This window comes from Bacillus sp. JJ675 (assembly GCF_036963165.1).
Lineage (GTDB): Bacteria > Bacillota > Bacilli > Bacillales > Bacillaceae > Bacillus > Bacillus glycinifermentans.
In genome coordinates, this window is the sequence record NZ_JBALMR010000074.1 from 1 (window position 1) to 7,134 (window position 7,134).

Here is a 7,134-nt window from a genome sequence, read left to right on the forward strand (position 1 = left end):
TCAAACTCTCCATAAAAAAAGTTTGAAAATGACTACGCACGTTTATGTGCGATTTATTTGAATTAACAGGTACGTTTTGTCTTGTTTAGTTTTCAAAGATCATTTCCGCTTTGTTTAGCGGCTTTAATAATATAACACCAAGCTCTCTTTATTGTCAATAACTTTTTTAAAAATTATTCATTAGAGCTTTTTTATGTCAGCTGTTCATCAGCGACGTTTAATAATATATCACGGTCGACCTCACGAAGTCAACCATATTTTTTATTTTATTTCTAAAGGCGAATTATTGTTATGTTCTTTTTTATACAAGCATAAGATGAAAACAAAGCAGCATGGACAAGGAGGAGTTTTTCAGTGAATCATTTTTATGTGTGGCATATCAAACGGGTCAAGCAGCTGATCATCATCATCATTGCCGCATTTGCTACAGCAGCCTTTTTTTATGTGCAGAACATGCTCCCTCTTCCCGTGTTTTCTGCAGGCGGCGAGACAAGGGCGATATATAGAGGGGATTCTGACACAAATGAGGTTTCCCTTACATTCAATATTAGCTGGGGAGATGAAAAAGCTTTACCCATTTTAGATACATTAAAAGCAAACGGAATAAAAAACGCCACCTTTTTTCTGTCGGCTTCATGGGCGGAACGTCATCCTGATGTTGTGAAAAGAATCCAAAAAGACGGCCACCAGATCGGAAACATGGGATATGCTTATAAAAACTACTCTCAAATGAAAAAAAGCGAGATCAGAAAAGACCTGGCCAGGGCGCAGCATTCCTTTCAAAAATTAGGCTTGAAAGATCTCACGCTGCTCAGACCGCCGACAGGCCAGTTTAATAAAGATGTCCTCGATGTCGCAAAGCAATACGGTTACACGATTGTTCATTACAGCATCAATTCCGATGACTGGACGAACCCCGGAGTCCAAAAAATTGTTGAAAACGTGAGCGGCGCTGTAAATGCCGGAGATATCGTCCTTTTACACGCTTCAGATTCAGCAAAGCAGACAGAAGAGGCTCTGCCTGAAATCATTCATCATCTGCGAAGCAAGGGGCTCAAAAATGTAACGATCAGTGAATTAATTGCAAATACCGATGCCAAATCTTCCGAGGTCAAATAAACGTTTATGAACGGCTTAGGAATTTCGGCAGCATTAAAAGCTGAAAAGCGTTGCAGCTTAACAAGGGAAGCAGCATTAAATATAGCCAGTCCTCTTCATTCACCCTTAACGCCGGGAACCATTCCATGACCGTAAAGACGATCATTAAAAACAATGCGGAAACAAACGTTTTTTTCGAGGACTGTTTTTGTTTCATGTAAGCCGCAATAAGACCGATGATCATGATCAACAGCGGCAGCCAAATATAAGGAACGATCGATCCGCTTCCCTCTCCGAAAAACAAATAACGCAAATAAACCAAGTCAAACGTTACAAATATAATCAAAAAGAGCTGTATCGAGTTCCATAAAGAATGCGATCTGAAAATCTCAAGCGCAAAACGGTGGATCGTTAAGAAGATCACAAACCCCATTTGGGCAATGACGCTGAAAATCATGCCCACCCCGACAAACCAAAACAAAACCGAGAGAATCTCCAACACCTCAAACGACAGAAACAGCTCCTTGTATCTTCCCCATTCTATGGCAAAACCGATAATACTTGTCGTCAGCGCGCCTACTCCTAAAACAGAAAAGAAAAATCGAACAAGGTTACGGCTTTTCATTGTAGACTTCCCAACCCCTAAGTGCGATATTTTGTAATGCATAAATTTATGAAAGACATTCATATTAAAGGTAAGACGAGTTTTCGAAAGGAGCTTAAGCATGTTTAAATCCGCATTGCTATGGATAAGCTGTTTTCTGTTTCTATCTGTAACAGCTTGTGCTCCCAAGGACCAAGCAGCTGAAATGGACTATGATGAAACAAAAAAAATGGTTGTCGATATATTAAAAACAGATGACGGAAAAAAAGCAATTCAAGACGTATTAAATGATGACAAAATGAATCAAACGCTTGCAATGGATGAAAAAACGGTTAAAGATACGGTTGAAAAAACGCTGACTTCCAAAAAAGGAACAGAGTTTTGGAAGACGGTGTTTGAAGATCCGAAATTTGCCTCCAGCTTCGCCAAAACGATGCAAAATGAACACGAAGCCGTGCTGAAAAAATTGATGAAAGATCCGGATTACCAAAAGATGCTGATGGGCGTCCTTCAGGATCCGGAAATGACGAAAAAATACGGCGAACTGGTCAGGAGCCGGGAATTCCGAACCCACCTTAAGGAAGTGATAACAGAAACCCTTTCAAGCCCTCTTTACCGGAAACAATTTGAAGACGAGCTGAAAAAAGCAGCTGCCGAAACCGCGAAAGAAGGCGGCGGGGAAAAATAGACGTAAACCGTCCGCTGTTAAAGCTTCTTCCCCGGAAGAAGCTTTTTTCATGATTTTTCGCTGATCGTTTCATCGATCTTTTTCGCGATATCCATATAAATGAGACCTGTAGGATGGCTTTGGTCGTAAACTGACGGCGCAAAGTCGCTATCATCCCAATCCGGCTGCTTTAACGGAATTTTGCCCAATAACGGAACGCCCAGTTCTTCCGCCAGCTTTTCTCCTCCGCCTTTGCCGAATACATATTCTTTTTCGCCCGTTTTTGCGCTTTCATAGTAAGCCATATTTTCTACGATTCCTACGATTTCGTGATCTGTTTGTAATGCCATCGCCCCTGCTCTGGCTGCGACAAAGGCAGCGGTCGGGTGCGGAGTGGAAACGATGATTTCCTTGCAGCTCGGGAGCATGGAATGGACATCAAGTGCAACGTCTCCAGTGCCCGGCGGAAGATCTAAAATAATATAGTCCACATCTCCCCATTCCACTTCATTGAAGAAATTATTGAGCATTTTTCCGAGCATCGGCCCTCTCCAAATGACCGGCGCGTTGTCTTCGACGAAAAATCCCATGGAAATTACCTTGACGCCAAACCTTTCCACAGGTACGACCTTTTCGCCCTCTATAGTCGGCCTGACGGTGATTCCCATCATATCCGGCACGCTAAAGCCGTAAATATCAGCATCAATCAACCCGACTTTTTTTCCGAGCCGCGCTAAAGATACAGCCAGGTTCACGGAAACAGTCGATTTTCCGACACCGCCTTTACCGCTCGCAACGGCTAAAAAGACAGGCTGTTTTTCACTGTTCAGCAATGTTCTCTCCTGTCCGGAAGACGTTTGCTGGTATTTCATGACGATTTCTTCAGGCAGCTCTTCGAAGCGCAGGCCTACCGTTTCAGCGCCGGCTTCCTTCAGCCGTGTAACGATTTCCTGCTGAAGCTGCATTTGTTCGGCAGATCCCGTTTTTGCGAGCGCCACTTTTACGCTGACATGCCGTTTTTCAGGCTTGATTCTTATGTCTTTCACAGCATCCAGCTCTTTAAGCGGCTTTTGAAGAAAAGGCTCGTACAAATCGCCGACTATTTTTTTTACATCGTCTTCTCGCATCATTGAATCTCACCCTCTGTTGTATTCGTTTACAAAATAAGTATAGCATATCTTTCCTGATAGTGTCTTTGACGTAAAAAGAAACCCTCCTTATTCAGGAGGGTCCCTGTCTTCTGTAAAGTAACGCAGCACGCCCTTATAAACCGAAGCGGCGACCTTGTCCTGATATTTAGGTTTTGCCAGCTGTTTTGCTTCTTTGGGATTGGATAAAAACCCGATTTCAACAAGCGCCCCCGGTTTTTTTACGTTTTGCATCAAATAAATGCCGTGAATCCGTTTTGCTTTACGATTTGTATTTTCAAGGTTGTGTCTCAATTCATCCTGAATGAACTTGGCTGCCCGTTCGTTTTCTTCGTACTGTCCGTAGAAAAAGCTTTGGGCACCGCTCCACCTTGCGGAAGGAATGGCATTCAGATGAATGCTGAGATAAAGATCAGCTTCCGAGTTGTTGATCATGTCGACCCGCTTCCGCAAATCTTCAGCTTTTCTTCGGCTCATGCCTTTCGTTTCTTCAGGGGCGAGATCGCGATCGGCTTCCCGCGTCAACAGCACCAAAGCTCCCTGCTCCTGAAGGTAATCCCTGATTCTTAAAGAAACCTCAAGCGCGATGTCTTTTTCGAGGGTTTCTCCGCTTGATGCCCCTCCGTCCGGACCTCCGTGCCCGGGATCAATGTAGATGATTTTTCCGCTCAGCGGCAGATTCCATGATTTCCACGAATCATCATTATTGAATTGATACTGAAACAAACATAATAAAGCGACAAAGCCGAGCAAAAACCCGAGCCATTTTATTTTTTCTTTCATCCCTTTCCCTCCCGCTTGTCCTTACTACAAGATATGGGACAAGGAGAGGAAATATGATTGGTCTAAAGCGGCAAATTGTACTTTTCGAAATCTCTGATCTTATCTGAGACGGAGCTTGAAACGCTTTTCCCTTTCGCTGAAGCCTTCCTTCCACCAGGTTTGGATAAAGCGTTCACAGGCATAATAGAGCCCTTCATCGTACAGGGTAATATTGAAAGCGGCCGACCAGCTCAGCGCATATTCATAAAGCTCGTGCAGGAGCTCCTTTTCTTCTTTTTCAGAACGGGTCATCGCCTGTCGGGCAGACTCTCCGTGATAGCCGAACTTTCCGAATTGAGCGCCGAGCAAATATGCTTCAATCGCAAAATCAATACAGCCGTCATATAAAATATCCGTATTCTTCGAAAAAAAGTGAAAAAGGGGTGCGAAGCATTCCTCTGCCATGTCCATGATTTTTTCAACAGAGAGTTCCCGCAGAAGCTGCTTCTCCAGATTCACCTGCTTTTTTTGTTTTTCATTAATGAAGGATAATACCGTCCCCATAACACCGCCTCCTTTTTACATTGTATTGTGCAATCAGGAGCGGGAAATCATGCTCAAGCGGCGAAGGGAAACGGAGGAAGAAGCCGAAAATATTAGGAGCCGCGGGATGAAAAGCTATTCGCTTACATAGCTGCTCCATATCTCCTCTTCTTCTTCAGACATGTCGCCAATTACTTTAGAGAAATCCACTTTTTTCTTGCATATGTCCTTCAATACATAAAATTGGTCAAAAGAACCGGTAAACTCCTCTAACGAAGGCGACTGCGCCACCACTTTAAGGTTTGCGATTTCAGAACCATCCAATTCCAGTCTTTTCAGATGTTCCAGACCGGCAAGAGCAGTTGCGTCTTTAATGGTCGAATTTATAAGTTTTAGTGTTTGAAGCGTATGAAGCGTGCCTAAGAAATCAACGTTTTCTAACGTAATATTTTCAACTGTTATAGACCTTAATGTTTTCGAACCTGCTATTGCTTTTATCTCTTCTTCGGTTACATGTTCACTTCCGCATATATATAATCGTTTCAACGTGCTGATTTGAGAAATATCGTTTATTTGCTTTTCGTTGCAAACATTTACCTTTAAAACCTCAAGATTTTTACAGTGACTGAGCGGCGTGTATTCTGCAGCTTGAATATCCGTCATATCCAATTCTCTCAAAGATGATAAATCCGCAAGCGGAGACAAATCGGTCACGTTTGTTTTCTCCACATTTAAATACTGCAGATGTTTCAATTGAGCGATTGGCGTTAAGTCTGTTACCGGGTTATTTCCAAGATAAAGCTTTTTCAAAAAGACCATGCTTTGCAAAGGCGTTAAATCATGAATGCGATTTGCGCTTAAATTCAATTCCCTCATATCCGTGCAGATTGATAGCGGTTTAATGTGGGTCAGCTCCCTGCCAGCTAAACGCAACTTTATCTTGTTACAAAATGCCTTTGGACTTTCAGCCATCGTTTCCACAATCGCAGTCCAGCGATCGTCCAGCTGGCGAAGCCACCGGTCCGCATGTTCAAGATCGGCTTCCTGCGGTCTTGCATGCAGCACCGGAAGTTCCATGGAACGGATGGCATCCAGGAAATGAAGCTCTTCCTCTTTGCCGTAGCTCCAGCTGACGGCATCATCATATTCATCAATCGTATAATGACCATTTTTGAGCGTATTTGTTATATGGATCAGTAAATCAGCCACATTATGAGCAATGACATACTTTATTTCTTCGTCGCGCCCGAAGTTGATCACTTGTCCGGCTTTCCCCTCCTGATCAGGGTCAAGGTCTACGCCAATATGATTTCCTCCGTAATCCCTGCTGATCGGAATCCATCGGCGGTTCGCATATGTTTCTTTAATCCAGCACGGCGGAACCGAATATGCATCGATCTCTTCCAATTCTTCATCTCCCTCAAGCCCCTTCCATATTCGCCACTCCGTGAGCATTTCTTGCAAGGAAAGAAAAGGGAGTCCGAAAAATAATCCGGGGCCCGATTCTTTTTCACCATTATGTGCAAGATAAAGCGCCCTGAGCTCTTCAGGAAACGCGACGTCCATCTCATTTTCAGCTTGTTGAATGTCTTCCTCTGTTGCAGGAGGATCCAAAAACGGACGGAAATGTTGTTTTAATTCAGTATGCAACTGTTTCATCATTGTTTGAATCATCTTTTCTCTCCTTAATGCTTTGTAAGACTAATTACATCATGAATGTGTATCCTTGGCAATCCGGGAAGGGAAACAGAGCGAAAAGCCGAACATGTTAGGAGAGGTGAGCATGAGATGAAAGGTTTGTTTCAGTATAATTGGCAAGTTCGCGATGAATGGTTTGACTGGTGCCTGAAGCAGCCGCCGGAGGAAATCGAAAAGAAGCGTTCAGGCGGTATGGAAAGCATTTTGAAAAACCTGTTTCATATTGTCGATGTTGAGGTAAGCTGGATATATGCCATTTTAGACAGGCCGGACTTCACTCCCGAGTTTTCCGACTACCCGTCGATTCAGCACATTATCAGGTTTTCTGAAGCGTATCGTCCCGAGGTTGAGAGCGTGGTTTTTCATTTTTCCAGCTCAGCCGAACAAAAGCCTGTCAAAGCGTCTTGGTCGGAAGAAACCTATACACAAGGTGATATTTTAAGGCATTTGATCGCCCATGAAATTCATCACATCGGACAAATGTCTGTCTGGGCGCGGGAGATGAACCGTGTTCCGGTATCCGCTTCATATGTAGAACGGCAACAATAAAAAAGACCCCCAAGACAAAAGTCTTGAGAGCCTTTAAAACGCCATAATTAACGTTTTGAGAACTG

The 7,134-nt window shown here is 43.5% G+C and carries 8 protein-coding genes; 3 read left to right on the forward strand and 5 right to left on the reverse strand.

Annotated elements, in window-relative coordinates:
* Positions 1-354: 354 nt before the first annotated feature.
* Positions 355-1,119 (forward strand): polysaccharide deacetylase family sporulation protein PdaB, encoded by a 765-nt coding sequence (pdaB, locus tag V7126_RS18470; protein ID WP_046128879.1) that lies wholly within the window; start codon positions 355-357, stop codon positions 1,117-1,119.
* Positions 1,120-1,123: 4 nt separating this feature from the next.
* Here the strand turns inward: pdaB and V7126_RS18475 are convergent, their stop codons facing one another.
* Entirely contained in the window at positions 1,124-1,723 is a 600-nt protein-coding gene (locus V7126_RS18475) for a KinB-signaling pathway activation protein (RefSeq protein ID WP_046128878.1), read from the reverse strand.
* A gap of 100 nt (positions 1,724-1,823) precedes the next feature.
* Here V7126_RS18475 and gerD point away from each other — a divergent pair, with 100 nt between their 5' ends.
* The gene (gene gerD, locus V7126_RS18480; protein WP_046128877.1) at positions 1,824-2,390 is read left to right on the forward strand and encodes a spore germination lipoprotein GerD; all 567 of its coding nucleotides are present in this window, start codon (positions 1,824-1,826) and stop codon (positions 2,388-2,390) included.
* Positions 2,391-2,437: 47 nt separating this feature from the next.
* Here gerD and V7126_RS18485 read toward each other — a convergent pair whose 3' ends face one another.
* The 4 genes from V7126_RS18485 to V7126_RS18500 form a co-directional block, all read right to left on the reverse strand.
* Positions 2,438-3,499, reverse strand: a complete 1,062-nt coding sequence (locus tag V7126_RS18485; protein WP_046128876.1) for an Mrp/NBP35 family ATP-binding protein — start codon at positions 3,497-3,499, stop codon at positions 2,438-2,440.
* An 87-nt stretch (positions 3,500-3,586) separates the two neighbouring features.
* Positions 3,587-4,300 (reverse strand): N-acetylmuramoyl-L-alanine amidase CwlD, encoded by a 714-nt coding sequence (cwlD, locus tag V7126_RS18490; RefSeq protein WP_335498177.1) that lies wholly within the window; start codon positions 4,298-4,300, stop codon positions 3,587-3,589.
* A 99-nt stretch (positions 4,301-4,399) separates the two neighbouring features.
* Positions 4,400-4,843: a DUF2521 family protein gene (locus V7126_RS18495; RefSeq protein WP_046128874.1), complete on the reverse strand. Its 444-nt coding sequence runs from the start codon at positions 4,841-4,843 to the stop codon at positions 4,400-4,402.
* A gap of 114 nt (positions 4,844-4,957) precedes the next feature.
* The gene (locus tag V7126_RS18500; protein WP_335498180.1) at positions 4,958-6,496 is read right to left on the reverse strand and encodes an SMI1/KNR4 family protein; all 1,539 of its coding nucleotides are present in this window, start codon (positions 6,494-6,496) and stop codon (positions 4,958-4,960) included.
* 114 nt (positions 6,497-6,610) lie between these two features.
* Here V7126_RS18500 and V7126_RS18505 point away from each other — a divergent pair, with 114 nt between their 5' ends.
* Entirely contained in the window at positions 6,611-7,069 is a 459-nt protein-coding gene (locus V7126_RS18505) for a DinB family protein (RefSeq protein ID WP_335498182.1), read from the forward strand.
* The last annotated feature ends 65 nt before the right edge of the window (positions 7,070-7,134 follow it).

What these genes read in the sequence shown, in the direction of transcription:
- V7126_RS18505 (WP_335498182.1), top strand. Translation starts at nt 6,611, where the DNA reads ATGAAAGGTTTGTTTCAGTATAATTGGCAAGTTCGCGATGAATGGTTT.
- cwlD (WP_335498177.1), bottom strand. Translation starts at nt 4,300, where the DNA reads ATGAAAGAAAAAATAAAATGGCTCGGGTTTTTGCTCGGCTTTGTCGCT.
- V7126_RS18495 (WP_046128874.1), bottom strand. Translation starts at nt 4,843, where the DNA reads ATGGGGACGGTATTATCCTTCATTAATGAAAAACAAAAAAAGCAGGTG.
- V7126_RS18500 (WP_335498180.1), bottom strand. Translation starts at nt 6,496, where the DNA reads ATGATTCAAACAATGATGAAACAGTTGCATACTGAATTAAAACAACAT.
- gerD (WP_046128877.1), top strand. Translation starts at nt 1,824, where the DNA reads ATGTTTAAATCCGCATTGCTATGGATAAGCTGTTTTCTGTTTCTATCT.
- V7126_RS18485 (WP_046128876.1), bottom strand. Translation starts at nt 3,499, where the DNA reads ATGATGCGAGAAGACGATGTAAAAAAAATAGTCGGCGATTTGTACGAG.
- V7126_RS18475 (WP_046128878.1), bottom strand. Translation starts at nt 1,723, where the DNA reads ATGAAAAGCCGTAACCTTGTTCGATTTTTCTTTTCTGTTTTAGGAGTA.